General features: G+C 65.9%; 23 protein-coding genes. 12 read left to right on the plus strand and 11 right to left on the minus strand.

Annotated elements, in window-relative coordinates:
- Positions 1–35 precede the first annotated feature (35 nt).
- A complete protein-coding gene (locus GRI48_RS10040) occupies positions 36–1,544 on the minus strand; it encodes a YifB family Mg chelatase-like AAA ATPase (RefSeq protein WP_160674861.1) in 1,509 nt (502 codons plus the stop codon).
- Between the two features lie 221 nt (positions 1,545–1,765).
- Here GRI48_RS10040 and rpmH point away from each other — a divergent pair, with 221 nt between their 5' ends.
- The 5 genes from rpmH to yihA all read left to right on the plus strand — a co-directional run bounded on the left by rpmH (position 1,766) and on the right by yihA (position 5,147).
- Positions 1,766–1,900 carry a 50S ribosomal protein L34 gene (gene rpmH / locus GRI48_RS10045; protein ID WP_160674864.1) on the plus strand — a complete coding sequence of 45 codons (135 nt, stop codon included), beginning with the start codon at positions 1,766–1,768 and terminating at the stop codon, positions 1,898–1,900.
- A 129-nt stretch (positions 1,901–2,029) separates the two neighbouring features.
- The gene (rnpA, locus tag GRI48_RS10050; RefSeq protein WP_160674867.1) at positions 2,030–2,410 is read left to right on the plus strand and encodes a ribonuclease P protein component; all 381 of its coding nucleotides are present in this window, start codon (positions 2,030–2,032) and stop codon (positions 2,408–2,410) included.
- The gene (gene yidD, locus GRI48_RS10055) at positions 2,407–2,616 is read left to right on the plus strand and encodes a membrane protein insertion efficiency factor YidD (RefSeq protein WP_160674870.1); all 210 of its coding nucleotides are present in this window, start codon (positions 2,407–2,409) and stop codon (positions 2,614–2,616) included. The genes rnpA and yidD overlap by 4 nt, the downstream gene beginning before the upstream one ends.
- Positions 2,617–2,697: 81 nt before the next feature.
- Positions 2,698–4,500, plus strand: a complete 1,803-nt coding sequence (gene yidC / locus GRI48_RS10060) for a membrane protein insertase YidC (RefSeq protein WP_160674873.1) — start codon at positions 2,698–2,700, stop codon at positions 4,498–4,500.
- Complete coding sequence (yihA, locus tag GRI48_RS10065; protein ID WP_160674876.1) at positions 4,497–5,147, plus strand: ribosome biogenesis GTP-binding protein YihA/YsxC; 651 nt, start codon at positions 4,497–4,499, stop codon at positions 5,145–5,147. The genes yidC and yihA overlap by 4 nt, the downstream gene beginning before the upstream one ends.
- A 14-nt stretch (positions 5,148–5,161) precedes the next feature.
- Here yihA and GRI48_RS10070 read toward each other — a convergent pair whose 3' ends face one another.
- From GRI48_RS10070 to GRI48_RS10080, 3 genes are all read right to left on the minus strand, one after another.
- Positions 5,162–6,190, minus strand: coding sequence for a cupin-like domain-containing protein (locus GRI48_RS10070; protein WP_160674879.1), 1,029 nt, complete (start codon positions 6,188–6,190; stop codon positions 5,162–5,164).
- Between the two features lie 50 nt (positions 6,191–6,240).
- A complete protein-coding gene (locus tag GRI48_RS10075) occupies positions 6,241–7,362 on the minus strand; it encodes an acyltransferase family protein (RefSeq protein ID WP_337190813.1) in 1,122 nt (373 codons plus the stop codon).
- 112 nt (positions 7,363–7,474) lie between these two features.
- Positions 7,475–7,900 (minus strand): VOC family protein, encoded by a 426-nt coding sequence (locus tag GRI48_RS10080; RefSeq protein WP_160674885.1) that lies wholly within the window; start codon positions 7,898–7,900, stop codon positions 7,475–7,477.
- A 79-nt stretch (positions 7,901–7,979) separates the two neighbouring features.
- On the opposite strand from GRI48_RS10080, the gene GRI48_RS10085 reads away from it, so the two are divergent.
- The 3 genes from GRI48_RS10085 to dapE are packed head-to-tail and all read left to right on the plus strand — an operon-like array spanning position 7,980 to position 10,718.
- A complete protein-coding gene (locus GRI48_RS10085; protein WP_160674888.1) occupies positions 7,980–8,645 on the plus strand; it encodes a glutathione S-transferase family protein in 666 nt (221 codons plus the stop codon).
- On the plus strand, positions 8,642–9,550 hold the full coding sequence (locus tag GRI48_RS10090) for a S1/P1 nuclease (protein ID WP_337190802.1): 909 nt from the start codon (positions 8,642–8,644) through the stop codon (positions 9,548–9,550). Before GRI48_RS10085 ends, GRI48_RS10090 begins: the two co-directional genes overlap by 4 nt.
- Before the next feature lie 19 nt (positions 9,551–9,569).
- Positions 9,570–10,718 (plus strand): succinyl-diaminopimelate desuccinylase, encoded by a 1,149-nt coding sequence (gene dapE, locus GRI48_RS10095; protein WP_160674891.1) that lies wholly within the window; start codon positions 9,570–9,572, stop codon positions 10,716–10,718.
- Here the strand turns inward: dapE and nth are convergent.
- Both nth and dapB read right to left on the minus strand, forming a co-directional pair.
- On the minus strand, positions 10,715–11,365 hold the full coding sequence (gene nth / locus GRI48_RS10100) for an endonuclease III (protein ID WP_160674894.1): 651 nt from the start codon (positions 11,363–11,365) through the stop codon (positions 10,715–10,717). The two genes, dapE and nth, sit on opposite strands and share 4 nt — an antisense overlap.
- A gap of 10 nt (positions 11,366–11,375) precedes the next feature.
- Complete coding sequence (gene dapB, locus GRI48_RS10105) at positions 11,376–12,104, minus strand: 4-hydroxy-tetrahydrodipicolinate reductase (protein WP_160674897.1); 729 nt, start codon at positions 12,102–12,104, stop codon at positions 11,376–11,378.
- Between the two features lie 40 nt (positions 12,105–12,144).
- On the opposite strand from dapB, the gene GRI48_RS10110 reads away from it, so the two are divergent.
- Positions 12,145–12,861: an NAD-dependent deacylase gene (locus GRI48_RS10110; protein ID WP_160674900.1), complete on the plus strand. Its 717-nt coding sequence runs from the start codon at positions 12,145–12,147 to the stop codon at positions 12,859–12,861.
- Here GRI48_RS10110 and GRI48_RS10115 read toward each other — a convergent pair.
- The 4 genes from GRI48_RS10115 to mutM all read right to left on the minus strand — a co-directional run bounded on the left by GRI48_RS10115 (position 12,850) and on the right by mutM (position 16,900).
- Positions 12,850–13,623: a HesA/MoeB/ThiF family protein gene (locus GRI48_RS10115; RefSeq protein ID WP_160674903.1), complete on the minus strand. Its 774-nt coding sequence runs from the start codon at positions 13,621–13,623 to the stop codon at positions 12,850–12,852. The two genes, GRI48_RS10110 and GRI48_RS10115, sit on opposite strands and share 12 nt — an antisense overlap.
- 134 nt (positions 13,624–13,757) lie before the next feature.
- Entirely contained in the window at positions 13,758–15,167 is a 1,410-nt protein-coding gene (dnaA, locus tag GRI48_RS10120) for a chromosomal replication initiator protein DnaA (RefSeq protein WP_237451809.1), read from the minus strand.
- 522 nt (positions 15,168–15,689) lie between these two features.
- Entirely contained in the window at positions 15,690–15,950 is a 261-nt protein-coding gene (rpsT, locus tag GRI48_RS10125; protein WP_160674910.1) for a 30S ribosomal protein S20, read from the minus strand.
- A 134-nt stretch (positions 15,951–16,084) separates the two neighbouring features.
- Positions 16,085–16,900, minus strand: coding sequence for a bifunctional DNA-formamidopyrimidine glycosylase/DNA-(apurinic or apyrimidinic site) lyase (mutM, locus tag GRI48_RS10130; RefSeq protein ID WP_160674913.1), 816 nt, complete (start codon positions 16,898–16,900; stop codon positions 16,085–16,087).
- A gap of 55 nt (positions 16,901–16,955) precedes the next feature.
- On the opposite strand from mutM, the gene GRI48_RS10135 reads away from it, so the two are divergent.
- Genes GRI48_RS10135 through GRI48_RS10145 form a run of 3 tightly spaced genes read left to right on the plus strand, consistent with a single transcriptional unit; the run spans position 16,956 to position 20,396 of the window.
- A complete protein-coding gene (locus GRI48_RS10135) occupies positions 16,956–17,687 on the plus strand; it encodes a class I SAM-dependent methyltransferase (protein ID WP_160674916.1) in 732 nt (243 codons plus the stop codon).
- 4 nt (positions 17,688–17,691) lie between these two features.
- Entirely contained in the window at positions 17,692–19,254 is a 1,563-nt protein-coding gene (ubiB, locus tag GRI48_RS10140; protein ID WP_337190803.1) for a 2-polyprenylphenol 6-hydroxylase, read from the plus strand.
- A 2-nt stretch (positions 19,255–19,256) separates the two neighbouring features.
- Complete coding sequence (locus GRI48_RS10145) at positions 19,257–20,396, plus strand: hypothetical protein (RefSeq protein WP_160674922.1); 1,140 nt, start codon at positions 19,257–19,259, stop codon at positions 20,394–20,396.
- Here the strand turns inward: GRI48_RS10145 and GRI48_RS10150 are convergent.
- Positions 20,393–20,776, minus strand: a complete 384-nt coding sequence (locus GRI48_RS10150) for a DUF4345 family protein (RefSeq protein WP_160674925.1) — start codon at positions 20,774–20,776, stop codon at positions 20,393–20,395. The genes GRI48_RS10145 and GRI48_RS10150 overlap by 4 nt on opposite strands.
- Between the last annotated feature and the right edge of the window lie 105 nt (positions 20,777–20,881).

Genomic DNA, 20,881 nt, shown 5'->3' on the forward strand with positions numbered 1-20,881 from the left:
ACCTTCCGCTTCCCACCACCAGCAGACATCAAGATTCAAGCCCGCGGCGGCTGGCGGCGGTAGCTGAGCGCTTCGGCGATATGGATGCGTCCGACCTGTTCGGCGCGCGCGAGGTCGGCGATGGTCCGCGCGACGCGCAGCATCCTGGTATATCCGCGCGCGGTCAGCCGCATGGCCTCGGCCGCCTGCAGCAGCAGCTTGCGACCTGCCTCGTCGGGCGTCGCCCAGCGTTCGAGCGCATCGCCGTCGAGTTCGGCATTGGTCCGCGCGCCGCTCTCCCGCCCGCGCTCCGATTGCAGCGCACGGGCACCGGCTACGCGCCGGGCGACCTCGGCACTGCCTTCGGCGGCAGGCGGCAGCGCGAGGTCGCTGGCGCTGACCGGCTCGACTTCGACATGCAGGTCGATCCGGTCGAGCAGCGGGCCCGAGACCTTGCTTTGATAATCGGCGGCGCAGCGCGGCGCGCGGCTGCAGGCGAGGGCAGGATCGCCGAGATGGCCGCAGCGGCACGGGTTCATCGCCGCGACCAGTTGGACCCGGGCGGGGAAGGTAACGTGAGCATTGGCACGCGCGACGTCGACGTGGCCGGTCTCGAGCGGCTGGCGTAGCGAATCGAGCACCGCACGCTGGAACTCGGGAAGTTCGTCGAGGAACAGGACGCCCAGGTGCGCCAGGCTGACTTCGCCCGGTTTCACCTTGAGGCCGCCGCCGGTCAGCGCCGCCATGCTCGCCGAATGATGCGGCGCGCGATAGGGCCGGGTCCGGCTGATCTTGCCGCCTTCGAGTAGGCCCGCAACCGACGCGACCATCGAGCTTTCGAGTGCCTCCGCGCTCGTCAGGGGAGGCAGGATGCCCGGCAAGCAGCTTGCCAGCAGGCTCTTGCCCGCACCGGGCGGCCCGACCAGCAGCAGATTGTGTCCGCCTGCCGCGGCTATTTCCAGTGCACGCTTGGCCGTCTCCTGCCCCTTCACGCGCTTCAGGTCGGGGCCGTGATCCGGCTCTTCCACCGTGCCGGGTACCGGATCGGGCAGGCGCTGCGTGCCCTTGAGGTGATTGAGCAGGCTGACGAGATCGGGAGCGGCGAGGACAGGGATGCCGCTCGCCCAGCGCGCCTCGCTCCCCTGGTCGCGCGGACAAATCAGCCCCGCTTCCTCGCCGTGCGCGTGAATCGCTGCCAGCAGCACTCCGGGCGAGGGGACGACCCGCCCGTCGAGCGCCAGTTCGCCGACCGCGATCCAGTCGGCCAGCTGTTCCGCATCGGTCACCCCGATGCTGGCGAGCAGGGCAAGCGCGATCGGCAGGTCGTAATGGCTACCTTCCTTGGGCAGGTCGGCAGGCGAGAGGTTGATGGTGATCCGCTTGGGCGGCAGGGCGAGGCCCATCGAGGCGAGCGCGGCGCGCACCCGTTCCTTGCTTTCGCCCACGGCCTTGTCAGCGAGGCCGACGATGTTGAAATTGGGCAGGCCCGGCGCGATCGAGCACTGCACCTCGACGGCGCGCGCTTCCAGCCCGAGATAGGCGACCGTGCGGACGAGTGCGACCACGAAACCCCCGAAATTACTGTCCGGGTCGCTATCAGTCAGGGGCCGGCAGTTCCGGTTAAAGCCCTGTAATGGGGCGGGGCCGCCGCCCCGGTGTTTGGCTTGACTTGGCGCCGGTCTTGGCCTAGCTGCGCGCTCCATCAGGCGGTCGCCTTTCGCGGGCGGCCCTTTTTGTTGGCGACACCGGATCGGCCGGACCGCCATTTTGAATATTCGAGGACGATATGAAGCGGACTTTCCAGCCCTCCAACCTGGTGCGTGCCCGTCGCCACGGTTTCTTCGCGCGCAAGGCGACCCCCGGTGGCCGCAAGGTGCTGCGCGCTCGCCGCCGTCGCGGCCGCAAGAACCTCTGCGCGTAACTTGAATTTTGCGACGCCCGTGCGGGCGCGCGATCTCCTCGCTGACGCGACCTGACAGTCGCTTTGGCGCGGTCGGGCATCCGGCCTTGCGGGCTCCCTTCGAGGAGCCCGTTCGCGTATCAGCATCCCATGACCGAATCACCGTCCGTGATCACGAAGCGCGCCGACTTCCTCGCGGCGAATCGCGGCCTGCGGGTGGCGCGTCCCGGCTTCGTGCTGCTGGCGCAGCCAAACGACGGGAAGGGCAAACGCTACGGCATCACCGTTACGAAGAAGATCGGCAACGCGGTCGTCCGGAACCGGATGAAGCGGCGCTTTCGCGAGTTGCTGCGGGCGCAGCTCCCGGTTCGCGGACTGCCCGATCACGACCATGTCCTCATCGGGCGCGACGGCGGAATCGAGCGGGCTTTTGCTCGCCTCGCCGAAGAACTGGATGACGCGCTGGCTAGGGCTGCTGCCGGCAAGGGCGATCCGCGGCGCCGCCGACCCGCCCGGGGTAACAGGCGATGAAACATGTTCTTATCCTGATCGCGCGTCTCTGGCAGTGGGGGCCGAGCCGGATCCTGCCACCGACCTGCCGCTTCCAGCCATCCTGCTCGCAATATGCGATCGAGGCGCTCCGGAAACATGGTGCGATCAAGGGTGGATGGCTGGCGACTAAGCGTATATTGCGCTGCCAGCCCTGGGGCGGGCACGGACACGATCCGGTTCCCTGATCGCAATTTGACCGCACCACTGTATTGATAATCTAATACACCGCCCTAACTGGGCGAAGACGTAATTGACGGGATCGATTTTTGGACAACCAGCGTAATCTCCTGCTCGCCGTGGTTCTGTCGGCAGCCCTGCTGTTCGGCTGGGACTTCGTGATGAGCCGCTATTATCCGCAGCCCGACCCGGTCGTGCAGACCGAGGCGCAGGCGGACGCGGCGATCGAGGCGACCGATACCGTCGATGCCGACGTGACCCCGGGTCGCCGCGGGCGCAATCTGGAAGGCGGGCTTACCAACCCGGCGGACATTGCGCTCGAAAATGCCGACCTGGAGACAGAACTGGCGTTGCCGAGCCGCGTGGCGATCGATGCGCCGGAGTTGTCCGGTTCGATCAACCTCGTCGGTGCGCGGGTCGACGATATCACGCTGAAGGATCACCGCCAGACGGTCGACAAGGACAGCGGCCCGGTCCGCATCTTCTCGCCGCAGGGCACGCCGGCGCAGCATTTCGCGCAGTTCGGCTGGGTCGGTGACGGTATCGCGGTGCCCGACGCGCGCACGCTGTGGGAAGCCGACGGGCAGCAGCTGACCCAGACCACTCCGGTCACTTTGCGGTGGGACAACGGTCGCGGCCAGCGCTTCACGATCGAGCTGTCGGTCGACGAGCATTACATGATCACCGCTCGCCAGACGGTCGCCAACACCGGGCGCGGATCGATCGTCGTGCAGCCGTTCGCACTGATTAATCGCACTAGCCGCACCGCATCGAGCGACATCTGGAACGTCCACTCCGGCCCGATCGGCGTCTTCGGCGATTCGGCGCAGTACGGTCCCGACTACGACGACCTCGTCGACGAAGGCCGCGCGCGGACCGAGGGCCAGCCCAAGTGGCTCGGCTTCACCGACATCTACTGGCTGTCCGCACTGGTACCGGGTTCGGGCGGCGCGGAAGCGGACTTCCGCTCGCTCGGCAACGACCTGTTCCGCTCCGACCTCATCTACGAGCCGTTCACGGTCGTTCCGGGTCGCCAGATCAGCCGCACCACGCAGCTGTTTGCCGGGGCCAAGGACAGCGTGATCCTCGACCAGTACGAAGCGACCGGAATCGAGAAATTCGGCCTCGCGATCGACTGGGGCTGGTTCCGCTGGTTCGAGAAGCCGATCCTGTGGCTGCTGCGCCAGCTGTTCGAGCTCGCCGGCAATTTCGGCGTGGCGATCATCCTGCTGACCGTCATCATCCGCGGGCTGATGTTCCCGATCGCGCAGAAGCAGTTCGCCAGCATGGCGGCCATGAAGGCGATCCAGCCCAAGATGAAGGCTATCCAGGAACGCTACAAGGACGACAAGCCCAAGCAGCAGCAGGAGATCATGGCGCTCTACAAGAACGAGGGCGTCAATCCGCTGGCCGGCTGCCTGCCGATCCTGATCCAGATCCCGATCTTCTTCGCGCTCTACAAGGTGCTGATGCTGGCGATCGAAATGCGCCACCAGCCCTTCGTGCTGTGGATCAAGGACTTGTCCGCACCCGATCCGGCGACGATTCTCAACCTGTTCGGCCTGCTGCCGTTCACGCCGCCCAGCTTCCTCGCCATCGGCGTGCTGGCCGTGCTGCTCGGCATCACCATGTGGCTGACCTTCCGCCTGAACCCGACGTCGATGGATCCGGTCCAGCAGCAGATCTTCTCGATCATGCCGTGGGTGCTGATGTTCGTCATGGCGCCGTTCGCCGCCGGCCTGCTGCTCTACTGGGTCACCTCGAACCTCCTGACGCTGGCCCAGCAGACGTATCTCTACTCCAAGCACCCGCAATTGCGGGCGGCATCGGAGAAACAGAAGACCGATCAGAAGACGGTTGCCGCGCGAGACAAGAAGAAGGGCAAGGCGTGAGCGGCGAAGGCCCGACCGCCGAGGAGCGCGCGGCACGCAAGCTGTTTTCCGGCAGGGTGGATTTCCTGCTGTCGGCCCCGCAGCTGAAGTTCCTGCCCGAACCGACCGTTCCGGAGATCGCCTTTTGCGGACGCTCGAACGTCGGCAAGTCGAGCCTGCTGAACGCGATCACTACGCGCAAGGCGATCGCGCGCGCTTCGGTGACGCCCGGCCGTACGCAGGAGCTCAACTTCTTCGAGGTCGGCGAGCCGACCGTGCTGCGGCTGGTCGACATGCCCGGTTACGGCTTCGCCAAGGCCCCGGTGAAGGTGGTCGAGAAGTGGAAGAACCTCGTCCGCACCTATCTCAAGGGCCGCGCCGCGCTCGCGCGGACGCTGGTGCTGGTCGATGCCCGGCACGGCCTCAAGGACGTCGATCGCGAGATGATGAAGATGCTCGACGAGACGGCGGTGACCTATCGCATCGTCCTGACCAAGGCGGACAAGATCAAGGCCAGCGAGCTGGAAGCTGTTTCGGCCCGGGTGGCCGAGGAAGCGAAGAAGCACGTTGCCGCCTTCCCCGAAATGCACATCACCAGCAGCGAAAAGGGCATGGGTATCGACGCGCTGCGAACCGCGATCCTAGCCGACGCCGGCGTGTCGATCTGACCTTTGCGCGGCGCTCAGCCGCGATTGCCGGGCGCAAAGACCCTGCGCATCACTTCGGATAGTCCGGACCCGAGGGTCTGCCACATCTGCATTCGCATGCGCCCGTCGATCGGACCGAGCCCGCCCTGCTGACCCGGTTCGAGATGGTCCATCGGCTCGCCGTGGGCCTTGAACACGAAGGTTTCGAACATGGTCCGCCACGCATCGCGCATCGGCGGCGGGAGGTCGCGCAGCACCAAGATGGCGTGGAGCATCGCGTCGATCGGCGCACCCATGGCGTCGTGCTCGTTCCACCAATAGTTCACCAGCATGTTGAACGGCTCGAGCGCCCTGACGTGATGCCACCACATGTACGGGATGAAGATCGCGTCGCCCGGCTCGAGTTCTGCCACCAGGGCTTGGTCGAGTGCTTTGCGAAAGCGCGGGTAGCGCTCGAAATCGGGGCCTTCGAGCCGCACCATGGAAACCGGCGCGCTCGACGGCGAACGTTCGAGCGGAGCCATGTAGAGGTTGGGCGTCTGCTCGGGCGGGAACAGCGTGAAGCGGCGCCTGCCGGCCACGAAACAGGCGATGTTCTGCTGCACGTCGAAATGCGTGTGCGTGCCGGTCCGGTTGCCCAGCCAGACGAGCGGCGGCACGTTCGGGGGAGCCAGCGGCAGCTGGATTGCGCGCGCCAGATCCACGCTCAGTTCTTCCGCTTTCGTCGATTCGATATAGACCATCCGCCGATCCGCATCCGGGGCCAGCACATGGTCGATGAAGCGGGCAAACGGCATCCGTCCGCGCTCGAAATTCAGCCGCGAGGGATCGCCGTCGAAGAAGAACGTTGGGCCGGCATCCGGTCGGGCGGCGAGCACGTTGACCGGCGTCTCGCCGATCGCATCCTTGAGATAGCGGGCGAAGGCTTCGGTACCTTGGCGGGCGATCCGTACAGGCTCTAGCTCCGCTCCCACCCCGCGCAGGATCGCGGGCCTGGCGCCCGGATAGATTTCTTCGCACAAGGTAGTCGCGTCCGGGCGGTCGTATTCGGCGATCTGGGGCATGGCGCGATGGTGATAGCCGATCGTCCGGCTATTCCAAATCGGCGCGCCGGCTATCGTTCGAATGCGGGGATGACCGCGCGCGCCTCGCGCATACGCGGCTTGCCGTCGAGTAGGCGTTCCTTCGCCCGGCGCTGGATCAGCGGCTCGGGTCCGATCGCGAGAAAGAGCGCGTAACCGAGCAGCAGGGTCAATACCACCACCCCGAGCAGATAAGGATCGCGGACGACCGGATGCAGAGCGAACACCAGCACTTGGCCGAGAACGAAATGGTTGAGGTAGAGAGGGTAGGTCAGCTTGCCGATCGGTCGGGTGACGGCCCAGGCCGGACCCTGCATCAGCCGGTCGCCGTGGCGAACACTGAGGTAGCCCAGCGTGACCGCCGCCGCCCATACCGAAATCGCCGCGAACCCGCCCGCCTCGCCAAGGGCATTAATCGCGATCTCGACCATCGAGAGCACCGCGAACCAGGCGATCAGGGCCGTGCGGACTGCGCTACGATGCCCTTCGAGCGCTTGATAGAGGAGCATGCCGAGGGTGAAGAAAACGCCGTGTTGCAGCAGGCCTACCTTGAAGGCGAACCAATTGAAAATCGATCCGTCCACCCCCAGCGCCAGCGCGCCGGCATGGATCAGCAGGAACAGCGAGCTCACCGCACCGATTGCGATCGCGGCAACGAACAGCCGCCGCTCGAAGCCTCCGAAGCGATCGGGGACCGACAGCACCAGCGCGACGATCGCGTAGAACACGGCTTCGACCACCAGAGTCCAGATGACCCCGTCGATGTAGGGACCCTGCGGCAGGAGCAGTATGGAACGGATCGCTGCCTCGACCAACTCGCCTAATGGCTCGCCGCTCCATGCGCGCAGAGCGAACGCAAGTGGGACCGATAGCCACAGCACGGGCAGGACGCGGATCGCGCGCTTCTTGGCAAAGGTCCAGGCGCCCGTGCCCCGGGCACTGGCCGAGATGATCAGACCCGACAGGACGAAGAAGATCTCGACCCCGACCCAGCCGAAGCTGCCGACCGGCGCGAGCCAGGCCAGCGGAGCGTCGGCCGGAGCGACCGGCCAGGCGACCCGCGACCCGCTGGATTGCGAGAGGTGAAAGAAAACGACGAGCAGCGCGGACACGAAGCGCAGCAGGTCTAGGCCGTTGTAATGTCGCAGTTGGATTTCCCGTCGTTTAGCTACTTCGACAAGAAACCTAGGGAAATCTCCGCAGGTATGGAGTCGCCTTCGGGCTTACACCGTAGGGGTCAGCGCTGCTGATCCCTACGCGCCGTGCTTACGTGGCGAACAGCATGCCGTCGTCGGCAAAGGCCTTGAATTCGAGCGCGTTGCCGGACGGGTCGCGGAAGAACATCGTCGCCTGTTCGCCCGGCTGGCCCTTGAAACGCACGGTCGGTTCGATCGCGAAGTGAGTCCCCGCCCTTGTCAGCCGGTCGGCGAGCGCCTGCCAGTTTTCCATCGTCAGCACGATGCCGAAATGCGGGACCGGGACATCGTGCCCGTCGACAGGGTTCGACCCGGCATCGACACCTGCGGCCTCGCTCCCGGCCCGGTGCACCACCAGCTGGTGACCGAAGAAATCGAAATCGACCCAGTCGGTGTCGCTGCGCCCCTCGGCGCAGCCCATCACGCCGCCGTAGAAGCGCCTTGCATTGGCAATATCGTCGACGGGAATGGCGAGGTGAAATGGGCGGAGCGTCATTGCTGCAGCGTACCCGTTCAGTCTCGACAGTGCCAGCATGAACAGCTAGCGCGCGAGGAAAGGGGCACCAGGGGCACGCATGAAACTCATCGTCGGCAACAAGAACTACTCGAGCTGGTCGCTGCGCGGCTGGCTCGCGGCCAAGCAGTCGGGGCTCTCTTTCGAGGAACTGACCGTCAATCTCTACGGCGAGGAATGGCAGGCGGCGAAGTCGGAATCGGGCGATATCATGCCCAGCGGAAAGGTCCCGATCCTGTGGGATGACGAGGTCGTCGTGTGGGACAGCCTCGCGATCCTCGACTATCTCGCCGACAAGGTCGGGCGCGATCGCTTCTGGCCCAAGGACGATGTGGCGCGCGGGCTCGCCCGTTCGATGGTCGCCGAGATGCACTCCAGCTACATGCCGCTGCGCAAGTTCTGCCCGATGAACATGCGCAAGCGCTTCGAAGGCGTGCAATTCCCGCCCGAGGTCGAGGCCGATATCGTTCGCATCCTGACGCTCTGGGCGGAGGCGCGCGCGCGCTTCGGCGGCGGCGGACCGTTCCTGTTCGGCACGTTCGGGGCGGCGGACGTGTTCTATGCGCCCGTGGTCAGCCGCTTCATCACGTACGGAGTTACTGTGCCGGGCTTTGCCGCGACCTATATGCAGTCGGTCTGGGAACACGAATGGATGCAGGGCTGGCTGGCCGCTGCCGAGGACGAGCAATGGGTCATGGAACAGTACGACCAGGCGCCGGTCGCGTGACGCGAGAACCGGTTTCGCGCATCGTCCGCAGCCTCGTCGCGGCGGTCGTCATGGCGGCGCTGGCCTTGCCGGGGGCGGCCTCGGCTTGGGGTTACTACGCGCATTCGGTCACGGGTGAGATCGCCTGGGCCAACGTGTCCCCGCACACCCGCGCTGCCATCACGCGGCTGCTGGCGAGGCAGGACCAGCTCGGCACGCCCGGCTGCCCGGTCGCCGACCTGGCCGAGGCGGCGACATGGGCCGACTGTGTCCGCAGCGAAGGCTGGCGCTGGGGATATACCGCAGCATGGCATTACCGCACGACGCCGATCTGCCGGGCATACGACCCGCGCGCCAATTGCAGCGGCGGCAATTGCGTGACCGCGCAGATCGAGCGCAACCAGCGCATTCTCGCCGACGAGAGCCTGCCCGACAATGTCCGGCTCGAAGCGCTGCTGTTCCTCGTCCATTTCGTCGGCGATGTGCACATGCCGCTCCATTCGGGCGACAAGGACGATCGCGGCGGCAACGATCGCGAGACGGCCTACGGAATCGTGCCCGGCAGGAACCTCCATTCGATCTGGGATACCGCCCTTGCCGAACGAGCGATCACCAGCGCCGATCCGTCGCTCGTGCGCCGCTACACCGCCGCCGAGCGCGCCGATCTCGCCGGCGGTACCCCGGCCGACTGGGGCCGCGAGAGCTGGCAGGCGGCGCGCGAGTTCGTCTATCCCAATGCCTTCGACCGCGATCCCTGCGACGAGACGCAAGGCGAGCTGCCCGACGAGACCGCGCTGACACAGGAGGATATCGTCGCCGCGATTCCGCTGTCGCAGCGCCGGGTCACGCAGGCGGGCCTGCGAATGGCGCAGATGCTCGACGAGGCGTTCGCCTCCGGGCCGTTGCCTGTGCGCGCAAGAGACTGAAAAGGACGGCAAGGCTCCCATGACTTCGGCAGCAGACCTCGCGCAAAGGCTGATGGCGGCGCCCAGCGTCACCCCGGCGACCGGCATGGTGTTCGACGTATTCGAGGAGATGCTCCTACCGCTCGGGTTCGAGGTCCACCGCTTCACCCGTGGCGAGGGCGAGCCGGGGAGCGACGAGGCACCGGTCGAGAATTGCTTCGCGATCCGGCGCGGACCTGCCGGAACGCGCCATTTCGCCTTTGCCGGACACCTCGATGTCGTACCCCCGGGAGAGGGCTGGTCGAGCGGAGCCTTCGCGCCAGAAGTACGTGCAGCACCCGGCGGCGACTTGCTCTACGGGCGCGGCGCGGTCGACATGAAGGGCTCGATTGCGAGCATGATCGCCGCGATTGCGGAGATTCCGCCGGATGCCGGAACCGTGAGCTTCATCATCACCGGCGACGAGGAGGGGCCGGCGCTTCACGGCACGCGCGCGCTGATCGACTACATGCGAGCTGCCGGGGAAATCCCGGACCTGATCCTGGTGGGTGAGCCGACGAGCGTGAACCGCCTCGGTGACATGGCCAAGATCGGCCGGCGCGGATCGGTCAATATCTGGCTCGAGGTCGCGGGCGTGCAGGGCCACGTCGCCTATCCGCACAATGCCGACAACCCGGTGCCGAAACTGGTCGCGATGCTGGCCGAACTGGATGCTCTGGTGCTGGACGAGGGGACCGACTGGTTTCAGCCGTCCAATCTGGAAATCACGCATATCGACTGCATCAATCCGGCGCACAACGTCATCCCGGCGAGGGCTACCGCGCGAATCTCGATCCGCTTCAACGACCTGCACTCCGGCACTTCGCTGTCGGAAAGGGTCATGGCGATCGCGGAAAAACACGGTGGGACGGCGCGGCCGATGATTTCGGGCGAAAGCTTTCTCACGCCGCCGGGCGCGTTTTCCGACATGATCGTGGCCGCAGTCGAATCGGAGACGGGCGTAACGCCGGAACTTTCGACCAGCGGCGGGACGTCCGATGCGCGTTTCCTCAAGGATGTCGCGCCGGTTATCGAATTCGGTCTGGTCAATGCGACGATGCACAAGACCGACGAGGCGGTCGCGGTCGACGACCTTGAAATTCTCGCGCGGATCTATCGCCGCATCGCGCTGGCGGCGTTGGCGGGCTAGCGACCCTTCGGCTTCTTCAGCACCTTCTTGCGGAAGCTGCACAGGTCCGCGACCTGGCAGCGCCAGCATTCGGGCGTGCGTGCCTTGCAGACATAGCGGCCGTGCAGGATGAGCCAGTGATGCGCGCCGAGACGGAAAGGGGCGGGCACCCGCTTTTCCAGCTTGGCCTCGACCGCTTCGGGCGTCTTGCCCTTGGCGAGCCCCGTGCGGTTGCCGACGCGGAAAATATGCGTGTCGACGGCAAAGGTTTCCTGCCCGAACCAGCAATTGAGAACGACATTGGCGGTCTTGCGCCCCACTCCGGGCAGGCGGATCAGATCCTCGCGCGTATCCGGCACCTCGCCGTCGTATTCGTCGACCAGCAACTGGCTGAGCGCAATCACGTTCTTGGCCTTGGAGTTGAAGAGGCCGATGGTCTTGATGTGCTCCTTGAGGCCGTCCTCGCCGAGATCGAGCATGGCCTGCGGCGTTTTCACCTCGCGAAAGAGCGCGCGGGTCGCCTTGTTCACACCGACGTCGGTCGCCTGTGCCGAAAGCGCGACCGCGACGACGAGCTGGTAGGCATTGCCGTATTCCAGCTCGGTTTCGGGCGATGGGTTGTCCTCGGCGAGGCGCCGGAAAAACTCGAAGATCTGGTCCTTGGTCATGGGCGCGCGATCAGAGGGCGAGCACGTCCTGCATCGAGTATCGTCCCGGCTCCCTGCCGATCAGCCAATCGGCCGCGTGCACCGCGCCAGTGGCGAAGATCGCGCGGTCTTCCGCCTGGTGCGACAGCCTCAGCCGTTCCTGCGAGCCGGCGAAGATCACCGAATGATCGCCGGCAACGGTCCCGCCGCGAAGCGCCGCAAACCCGATCGCTCCGTCCGCCCGCGCGCCGGTGTGTCCGTCGCGGCCGCTTTCCGAATGCGACGCCAGTTCGATCCCGCGCCCTCGGGCTGCCGCCTCGCCCAGCAGCAGCGCGGTCCCCGACGGCGCGTCGACCTTCATGCGGTGGTGCATCTCGACGATCTCGATATCCCATTCGGGCCCGAGACGGCTGGCAGCCTCCTGCACCAGGTACGCCAGCAATGTCACGCCGAGCGAGGTATTCCCGGTCTGGAGCACAGGAATCGCTCCGGCCGCCTCGTCGATCAGCGCGTGGTGTTCAGCGCCGAGGCCGGTCGTGCCGATGACGAGGGGAATGCCGGGCACGCGGGCCGCGGCAAGGTTCGCTCCGAGCGCCTGCGGGGCCGAGAAATCGACCAGCACGTCCGAACGCGAGGCCAGTGGCCCGGGCTGCTCGCCCTGATCCACGCCGCCTGAGTGTTCGTGTCCCGCGGCCTCGATCGCCGACGCCAGCGCCTGGCCCATGCGCCCCTTGCTGCCGATGATGCCGATGCGTGCCATTGGGTTTCCTTTTGTCGTGCCGCTTCGCTACTTGCGGGCAATGACCGACATTCGCAACATCGTCGTCCTGACCGGGGCCGGGATTTCCGCCGAAAGCGGGATCGACACCTTTCGCGATGCCGGCGGGTTGTGGGAACAGCACCGGGTCGAGGATGTGGCGACACCGGAAGGTTTTGCCCGCGACCCGGGTCTGGTGCTCGGTTTCTACGACATGCGCCGCGCGGCATTGGGCGACGTCAGGCCGAACGATGCGCATCGTGCGCTCGCCCGGCTTGAGAAAGCCTTCGACGGCAAGCTGCTGATCGTTACCCAGAATGTCGACGATCTGCACGAGCGGGCGGGTGCCCGAAACGTGCTTCACATGCATGGCGAGCTCAACAGCGCGCTGTGCAATATCTGCGGCACGCGCAGCCCCTGGAATGCACCGATGTCTGCCGACGTGCACGGGCAGCGGCCCGAATGCCCCGCTTGCGAGGCGCGGTCGCTGCGGCCCGATGTCGTGTGGTTCGGCGAGATGCCGTACCAGATGGAGCGGATCTATGCCGCGCTTCGAGAAGCCGATCTCTTCGTATCGATCGGGACGAGCGGAGCCGTCTATCCCGCGGCTGGCTTCGTGCGCGACGCGCGCGAGCTTGGCGCGCGGACGCTCGAACTCAATCTCGAGCGCAGCGAGGGCTCTCACTGGTTTCACGAATCGCGTCAGGGAAGGGCGGGCGAGCTCGTTCCGGCCTGGGTCGACGAGGTTCTAGGCAGCTGATCCGCAGGCCTTGCAGGCCGGGTCCTTGGCCACGCTAAGGGTCCGCATGCCGGGCTTCATGCCGTCGAGTAAGTGCAGTCTGCCGAACTGCGGGTCGCCGAATGCGCTGATACCGTCGAGCAGGGCGCGAATCGCCTGAAGGGCCGCGAAGGTGCCCACCCATCCGGCCATCGCACCAAGCATTCCGTCTTCGGCGCAGGTGTCGCAATCCTCGGCATCGAAGGCATCGCCGACGAAACAGCGATAACAGGGCTGGTCGTCCAGGTGACCGGCAAAGGCGCCGACCTGGCCCTGGAAACGGCCGACCGCAGCCGACAGCAGCGGCACGCCCGCCGCCACGCAGCAGTCCGACACGGCGAGCCGGGTCGCGAAATTGTCCGTCCCGTCGACCACCAGATCGACACCGGCGAGCAGGCGGGCGGCATTATCCGGCCCGATCCGCGCATCGCTGATCTCGACTTCCAGCTTGCGGTCAAAATCCGCGAGCCACTGGCGCGCGATCACCGCCTTGCCATGCCCTGTATCGCGTTCGGAATAGATCGTCTGGCGCTGGAGGTTGCTCGGATCGACCGTGTCGTCGTCGACCAGGGTGAAGCGTCCGATGCCAGACCCGGCGAGATATTGCAGCGCGGGACTGCCGATCCCGCCGACGCCGATGACGGCGACATGCGCCTGCGCCAGCGCGAACTGGCCGGCACCGCCGATCTCGGGCAGCACGATGTGGCGCGCGAACCGGTCCAGTCGTTCCGGGGAAAAGCTCATGGACAAACTGTTGGCAGCCTGTGCGCAAGCTGTCGACAGGCCTGTGGGCAGACCTGTCGATGGCATGTCGAAAGGCTGCGGATTGCGGCGAGGTTGTCCCCGCAATCCACAGGCATATTCCGGCTAGGCTTCGATCAGCTTTCGAGCTGGCGCAGCAGGCTCCGAACGTCGCCGTCCATGTCGGCATCGCGCTTGCGCAAATCCTCGATCAGGCGAACCGCGTGGATCACCGTCGAGTGGTCGCGCCCGCCGAACTTGCGCCCGATTTCGGGGTAGCTGCGCGGCGTCAGTACCTTGGCGAGATACATCGCGACCTGTCGCGGTCGTACCACCGCGCGCGCCCGGCGCTTGGAGCTCATCTCGCTGCGGTCGATCCGGTAGAACTGGCAGACCGTGCGCTGGATCTCGTCGATCGTGATGCGGCGGCGGTTGGCCGAGAGGATGTCGGTCAGCTGTTCCTCGGCCAGCTGGAGCGAGACCTCCTGGCCGGTCAGCTGGGCGTAGGCGATAAGCTTGTTGAGGCCGCCGACCAGCTCGCGCACGTTGCGCGTGATGGTGCGGGCGAGGAATTCGATCACGTCGCCCGGCACTTCCAGCGGGGCGAAGCGGGTAAGCTTCGATTCGAGAATCTTGCGGCGCAGCTCGATGTCGGCCGCCTGGATGTCGGCAACCAGCCCCATCGAGAGGCGGGAAAGCAGCCGCGGCTCGACCCCGTCGAGAGCCTGCGGCGCGCGGTCCGCGGCGAACACCAGGCGTTTGCCTTCAGCCAGCAGCGCGTCGATCGTGTAGAGCAGTTCTTCCTGCGCGGATGCCTTGCCGATGATGAACTGGATATCGTCGACCAGCAGCAGGTCGAAGCTGCGCAGCCGGGCCTTGAACTCGATCATCTGGTTCTGCTTCAGCGCCTGGACGAATTCAACCATGAAGCGCTCTGCCGAGCAGTAGAAGATGCGCGCACGCGGGTGGGCCTGCAGATATGCATGTCCGATCGAGTGCATCAGGTGGGTCTTGCCCTGACCGGTGGCCGCCTTGATGTAGAGCGGCGAGAACTGCGGCGTTTCCGTCGCCGCCATCCGCTGTGCGGCATTGCAGGCAAGGATGTTGGTTTCGCCGGTGACGAAGGCGGCGAAGGTCAGCGACGGGTCGAGCCCGACCGAGCTGGTGAAGCCGTGTTCGCCGATGGTGCCCGCGGCAAGGCCGAGGGCGCTGGCATCGACGCCGTCATTGGCTGCGCGCCGGCCGTCGCTCAGCCGCAGTTCGGGCATCTGGCGCCGACCGGGATGGACGCTGATCTTCACGTGGCGGACTTCGCTGCGCGCGATCTTCCAGGCAAGCGAAAGCCGGTCGTGGAACCGGTCCTGCACCCAGTTGGCCGAGAATTCGGTCGGGAGGAACAGGTCGAGCGTTCCGGTATCTTCCGAAAAGCCGCCGACCTGGATCGGCTTGATCCACTGGCTGTGGAGCTGGTGACCCAGATCCTTTCGCAGCCCCTGGCTGATGTCGGCCCAATCGGCTGCCAGGTTTACCGCTTCCAGATCTTCCATAGCATCCTCTTGACGCCGGCTTACCGTGCCGGATTTTCTCACCCCATCGCCCATTCGAATTCGATCCCCATCGCAGTCCGGCGAGCCCCCTTTTCGCTCGCCGTCAAATTCCAATCCCGAAGAGAGCAAGGCTCTGCCGTTCCCCGAAAGCGCTGCTTCCGAAGGGCCCCCCTTCAAGCCAAAAATGTAAAAGCCCGAGCTGTCCGGCCCCAGGCGATGGCCCGATTTATGAAGCACCGCCCGATTCAAGCAAGGGGGGATAGTGCAAAAAAACTGAAATAAAGATGTTGACTCGATGCGAGGCGCAGGCCTGCGTTTAACTATTTGATTTTAAACAATTCGAGGCCGATTGCGCGCGCGAATCGTGGAATAACCTAGCTTTACTGGCGAGCGGTCGATGCAATCGCGCTGCCTCGCCGGCGCACATGTAAAAAGGGCCGACGCTTTCGCGCCGACCCTCGTGTCCGGATTGTCTTGCGATCGGCCCGGCCCGAAGCCCGGCGAGCCGAATCGGCCAGCAGCTCAGAGCGCGGCGACGCGCTTCGTCAGGCGGCTCATCTTGCGGGCGACGGTGTTCTTGTGCAGCACACCGCGGGCCACGCCGCGCGCCATTTCGGGCTGGGCGGCCTTGAGGGCAGTCTGTGCAGCTTCCTTGTCGCCGGCTTCGCAGGCGACTTCGACCTTCTTGACGAAGTTGCGGATGCGGCTGATGCGCGCACCGTTGATCTCTGCGCGGCGGTCGTTGCGGCGGATGCGCTTCTTGGCTTGCGGCGTATTGGCCATGGTCGTCCTTGGTATCCGTTCAAATGGGGTCGCGCGGGCGACCGCTGGTAATCTCTGGAATTAGCGAAAATCGGCGATTCACCGCCGGAAAGCGCGCCACATAGGCATGGACGGCGGCGAGGTCAAGAATTCCCTCACTTCTGGCAGGCGGAACAGAACCAAGTGCTGCGTCCGCCCTGGACGATCCGCCTGATCGCGCCGCCGTCGCACCTGCGGCATGGTTCGCCCTCGCGGCCGTAAACGTCGAAGCGGGTCGCGAAATAGCCAAGCTCGCCATCGGGCTGGGCATAGTCGCGCAAGGTCGATCCGCCGTCCGCGATCGATTGCTCGAGCACCTCGCGGATGGCCGGCACGAGCCGCTCCAGCATCGGGCCGGTCACCCGCCCACCGGCGCGGCGCGGCGATATCCGCGCGCGGTACAAGGCCTCGCAGACATAGATATTGCCGAGCCCGGCAACGATCCGCTGGTCGAGCAACAGCAACTTGATCGCCTGCTTGCGGCCCTTGAGAGCGGACTTCAGATGGCTGACGGTCAGATCCGGCCCGAGCGGCTCGGGCCCCATGGCGGCAAAGCTCGGCCACGCGGAAAGCTCATCGGTCGCGACCAGATCGACCCAGCCGAACCGGCGCGGATCGCACAGCGCAAACCGGTGCCCGGTAGTCTCGATGACGAGGTGATCGTGCTTGTCCGCCTCGGCCGGATCGATCCGCCAGCGGCCGCTCATGCCGAGATGGAACACGACCGTCTGGTCGCGATCGGTATGGATGAGCCCGAATTTTGCCCGCCGGCCGAGCCCGGTCACCCGCGCGCCGGTCAGCATCTGGACGAGCTGCGGCGGGAAAGGGCGGCGCATGTCGGGGCGGTTTACCCGCACGCTGACCAGTTCCTCGCCATCAAGGAAGCGCGCGAGCCCGCGTACGGTGGTTTCGACCTCTGGGAGCTCAGGCATGGCGCGCTCTTAACACCCTTTGCGCGCCGCACAATTCCCCCTAAGGCTCGCCCCCATGAACGATACCGTCTCCTTCGGCTACGAAGACATCGACGCGAGCGAGAAGGTCGCCCGCGTGGGCGAGGTCTTTTCCAACGTCGCGCGCAAATACGACATCATGAACGATGCCATGTCGGGCGGCATGCACCGGTTGTGGAAGGATCGGTTCGTGCGCCGGGTGAAACCGCAGCCGGGCGAGGCGATCCTCGACATGGCGGGCGGCACGGGCGATATCGCTTTCCGGCTCGCCGCCGAAGGCGCGGAAGTGACCGTGGCCGACATCAACCAGGACATGCTCGACGTCGGGATCGAGCGGGCGATGGATCGCGGGATAGATGGCCTCGTGTGGTCGTGCCAGAATGCCGAGACGCTGAGCTATCCGGCGCGGCAGTTCGATGCCTATACGATCGCATTTGGTATCCGGAACGTGACCCATGTCGACAAGGCACTGGCCGAGGCGCACCGGGTCCTGAAGTTCGGCGGGCGGTTCTACTGCCTCGAGTTCTCGACCACGACCTGGCCCGGTTTCAAGGAAGCCTACGACGCCTACTCGCACAAGCTCGTGCCGCAGATCGGCAAAGCGATCGCGCAGGACGAGGACAGCTATCGCTATCTGATCGAATCGATCCGCCGCTTCCCCGACATGCCGAGCTTCGAGCGGATGATCCGCGATGCGGGCTTTGCGAATACCCGGGTCGAGCCGATCATGGGCGGTCTCGTCGCGATCCATTCGGGCTGGAAAATCTGAGCGCGTGACAAGGCCCGCCACTCATATCCTGCGCCTGCTCAAGTGGGGTCGCACGCTGGCGCGGCACGGTGCGCTGCGCGGGATCGAGCGCGATCCCAACACGCCCGGTCCGGTCAAGCGCCTCGCCCGCATCGCGCGGTTCGGAACGGTCCAGCCCAAGGAGCCCGACTATGCCGGGGCGTTCCAGGATATCGGCCCGGCGGCGATCAAGCTGGGCCAGACGCTGGCGACCCGTCCCGACCTGGTCGGGGAAGACGCGGTGCACAACCTGCTGAGCCTGCAGGACAGCCTGCCGCCGGTGTCCTTCGAACGGGTCGAGGCATCGATCCGCGATACGTTCGTCCAGCCGCTCGAGGAAATTTTCGCCGAGATCGATCCGGTGCCGGTCGGCTCCGCTTCGATCGCGCAGGTTCACCGCGCGGTCACGAGCGACGGGCGCCCGGTTGCCCTCAAGGTCCTGCGGCCCGGTATCCGCGAACAGTTCGCGCGCGACATCCAGACCTACGAATGGGCGGCAGCGCACCTCGAGGCGCTCGGGGGGGAGGCTGCGCGCCTGCGCCCCCGGCTGGTGGTCGCCAACCTCAAGCGCTGGACCAATCGCGAACTGGACCTGCGGCGCGAGGCGGCCTCCGCCAGCGAGCTTGCCGAGGCGATGGCCCCGATCGAAGGCTATCACATTCCCGCGATCGACTGGGACAGGACCAATGGCCGTGTCATGACGATCGAATGGGTCGACGGCATTAAGATCAGCGAAGTCGACCAGCTGCGCGCCGCCGGTCATGACCTCAAGGAACTCGCGCAGCGGCTGGTGCTGGCTTTCCTGCACCAGGCGATCGATGCCGGATTCTTCCACGCGGACATGCACCAGGGGAACCTGTTCGTGCGTGCAGACGGCACGATCGTGGCCATCGATTTCGGGATCATGGGCCGGATCGACCGGCGCGCACGGCTGTGGCTTGCCGAGATCCTCTACGGCCTGACCACCGGCAATTATCGCCGCGTCGCCGAAATCCATTTCGAAGCGCAATACGTGCCGAGCTATCACTCGGTCGACGAGTTCGCGACCGCATTGCGCGCTGTGGGCGAACCGATGCGCGGCAAGCCGGTGAGCGAGCTGTCGGTCGGCCAGATGCTCGACGGCCTGTTCGCCATCACCCGCGATTTCGACATGCAGACCCAGCCGCACCTGCTGCTGCTGCAAAAGACAATGGTGATGGTCGAGGGCATCGCCACGCAGCTCGATCCCGAGATCAACATGTGGGATACGTCCGCGCCCTACGTCCGCGCCTGGATCCGCGACGAACTGGGTCCCGAGGCGCTGATCGCGGACCGGCTACGCGAGGATGCCGAGACCCTTCTGCGCCTGCCCGAGCTGATCCGCCGGATCGAGGATCGCTTCCCGCCGAAGGGTGGCGCGCCCGAACCGCCGCCGCTGCCTGAGATCGAGCTGATCTGGGATCGGCGGGAGCGCAAGCGTGGTGACGGACGCTGGCTGTCGTACCTGATCGCCGCGGGTGCCGGCGGCCTTGCGACCTGGGCTGCATTTGCGGCTGGCCTTATCGGCTGACCATGGACCGGGGGGCGGCATCGCAGGCGGACGCGACGCGGTTCGCCGCGCTCGCCCGGACCCCGGCGCGAATCGTCCTGGCCTTGGTCGCGGCGATCCTGCTTGCCGCTGCATTGTTCTACACACCGTCCGAACCCGAAGATCGGACAGTGGTTGCGCGTCCGGTCTCCACTTTGCAGCAAGGGCCGTCCTCCTCCGCCGCCGACGGCACCGATCCTGGGAAGCGCGACGACGACCTTGCGCTTTACGATGCGATCACGGCCCGCGTCGCGGCGGGCGAGAACTACTACCGGGTCGCGGTCGAGGAACAGCGCGCGCGCAATTTCCCGGTGAGGCCGGGCTTCGCGGTGCGCCTGCCGACGCTGGCGACAGTAAGCGCCGCGATCGGACCGACCGGCATCGCACTGGCTGCGCTGCTCCTCGCCGCGATCACCGCCGCTGCCTGGTGGGTCCGCCTGACCCCGATCCTGGATCGCCCGGTGCGTCGGGTCATGGCGGTGGGCCTGCTCGCGGTGGGCGCTGCGGTCGGATTCAAGCCGATCTATTTCGTGCTGCACGAGGCGTGGGCGGGGATGCTGCTCGCGCTCGCGCTGGCGCTGCACCGCCCGGGAAAGTGGCGCGGCGCATGGGTGGCGGCGGCGCTGGCGCTGGCGATCCGCGAACATGCCTTGCCCTTCGTCCTGCTGATGGGCGCGCTGGCGGCATGGCGGCGCGAGTGGCGCGAGCTTGCCTTCTGGGGTCTGCTCGTCGCAGCCTTCCTCACCCTTCTCGCCTGGCACGTTCAGACCGTTGCCGTGCTGACGGGGCCGGACGATCCGCTATCTTCCAGCTGGCTGACCTTGCGTGGCCCGAACGGCTGGCTCGAATACATCATCCTGTGCAGCGGACTCTACCTGATCCCGCAATGGCTCGGCGCGCCGCTGGCGCTGCTGCCGCTGCTCGGCTGGGCCGCGCTCAGGCGGCCGCTCGGGCTCGAGGCCTTCCTGCTGTTTGCCGGGTACGGCCTGCTCTTCATGCTCGCCGGGCGGGCGAACAATTTCTACTGGGGGCTGATGGTCACCCCGGCCTGGTTCGTCGGCATCTACTGGGTGCCCTTCGCCCTTCGCGATCTCCTGAACCGCGCAAGGGGCAGGGCAACCTAGCCGATCCGGTGCGGCAATACCCGGCTGGCGATCAGCAGCACGATCACGGTGACCGCTTCGACCAGCATCGGGAATGCGAAGCCATCGTAGGTCCCGTCCGCGATCAGGCTGACGATGCGGCCGGTCAGCGCGATGCCGAACAGCGCCGCGGCGACCAGCAACAAGTCGCCGTTCCTCCGCCAGGCGCCCAGTACCATCGACACCGCCGCCACGACGAAGAAGGCCGTCATGTCCGCGCGCATGGTGGATAGGCCCTGCGGCCCGTCGGCTTTCATCCCGAAATCCACCCCGGATGATGCCGGATCGATCAGGAACCCGATGCCGATCAGCAGGAACATAAGGCCGCCTGCGAAAATCAGGCCGGTTAGTACAAGTCTCATGAAACCCTCTCCCTCGTTCTTTTTTGTGCAGAAAAGCGCTGCGTCAGGCAATCCTTAACCATATGCTTGGCAAGGAGCGTGGCTGAACGGTAAGGTTCGGGGTAA

It is taken from the genome of Qipengyuania oceanensis (assembly GCF_009827535.1).
GTDB lineage: Bacteria > Pseudomonadota > Alphaproteobacteria > Sphingomonadales > Sphingomonadaceae > Qipengyuania_C > Qipengyuania_C oceanensis.